We start from the raw sequence: 1,774 nt of genomic DNA on the forward strand, positions 1-1,774 counted from the left end.
AAAAGTAATACATTATTTAGTGCTCATAAGAAACTAAATAAAACTAAATATTCTACTTTAGAATATGTTTACTATCGACTAGTTATAATGACCTGATTAATTCATTAAGTAAGTTTATATTTGGTTTTTTGGTTTGTAGAAACCTTAGTTTTATTGCCAAGTATAGATGATTATTTAAGTAATTAAATAAGATTAGATCAGTAGTTTTAACGAGTTTATAGATCAAATATATTTATATCTTCAATTGAAGAGTTTGATCATGGCTCAGATTGAACGCTGGCGGCAGGCTTAACACATGCAAGTCGAACGGTAACAGGAGAGAGCTTGCTCTCTTGCTGACGAGTGGCGGACGGGTGAGTAATGCTTGGGAATCTGCCTATAGATGGGGGATAACCATTGGAAACGATGGCTAATACCGCGTAATATCGAGAGATTATAGAGTGCTTTTGTACTTGTCTATAGATGAGCCCAAGTGAGATTAGCTAGTTGGTGAGGTAATGGCTCACCAAGGCGACGATCTCTAGCTGGTTTGAGAGAATGACCAGCCACACTGGAACTGAGACACGGTCCAGACTTCTACGGAAGGCAGCAGTGGGGAATATTGGACAATGGGGGCAACCCTGATCCAGCCATGCCGCGTGTATGAAGAAGGCCTTCGGGTTGTAAAGTACTTTCGGTAATGAGGAAGGTTGGTATTGAAGGATATTGACTTGACGTTAGTTACAGAAGAAGCACCGGCTAACTCCGTGCCAGCAGCCGCGGTAATACGGAGGGTGCGAGCGTTAATCGGAATTACTGGGCGTAAAGGGCACGCAGGCGGATTGGCAAGTTAGATGTGAAAGCCCCGAGCTTAACTTGGGAATTGCATTTAAAACTACTAATCTAGAGTTGTTTAGGGAGGGGTAGAATTTCTCGTGTAACAGTGAAATGTGTAGAGATGAGAAGGAATACCGAAGGCGAAGGCAGCCCCTTGGGAACAAACTGACGCTCATGTGCGAAAGCGTGGGGAGCAAACAGGATTAGATACCCTGGTAGTCCACGCCGTAAACGATCTCGATTTGGAGGCTGGAGCTTTATGTTTTGGCTTTCGTAGCTAACGCGTTAAATCGAGCGCCTGGGGAGTACGGCCGCAAGGTTAAAACTCAAATGAATTGACGGGGGCCCGCACAAGCGGTGGAGCATGTGGTTTAATTCGACGCAACGCGTAGAACCTTACCTACTCTTGACATCTAGAGAATCCTTGAGAGATCGAGGAGTGCCTTCGGGAACTCTAAGACAGGTGCTGCATGGCTGTCGTCAGCTCGTGTTGTGAAATGTTGGGTTAAGTCTCGCAACGAGCGCAACCCCCATCTTTAGTTGCTACATTAAGTTGAGAACTCTAAAGAGACTGCCGGTGATAAGCCGGAGGAAGGTGGGGATGACGTCAAGTCATCATGGCCCTTATGAGTAGGGCTACACACGTGCTACAATGGTTTATACAGAGGGCTGCAAGATGGCGACATTGAGCGAATCCCTTAAAGTAAATCTAAGTCCGGATTGTAGTCTGCAACTCGACTACATGAAGTCGGAATCGCTAGTAATCGCAAATCAGAATGTTGCGGTGAATACGTTCCCGGGCCTTGTACACACCGCCCGTCAAACCATGGGAGTGGTTTGTACCAGAAGTAGATAGCTTAACCTTCGGGAGGGCGTTTACCACGGTATGAATCGTGACTGGGGTTAAGTCGTAACAAGGTAACCGTAGGGGAACCTGCGGTTGGATTACCTCCTTATA

The 1,774-nt window shown here is 45.6% G+C and carries 1 rRNA gene; it reads left to right on the top strand.

Going from position 1 to position 1,774, the window contains the following annotated elements:
- Positions 1–241 precede the first annotated feature (241 nt).
- Positions 242–1,772, top strand: a 16S ribosomal RNA gene (locus tag CJP74_RS04710).
- Positions 1,773–1,774 lie beyond the last annotated feature (2 nt).

It is taken from the genome of Psittacicella melopsittaci, assembly GCF_003585925.1.
Taxonomy (GTDB): Bacteria; Pseudomonadota; Gammaproteobacteria; order Enterobacterales; family Psittacicellaceae; genus Psittacicella; species Psittacicella melopsittaci.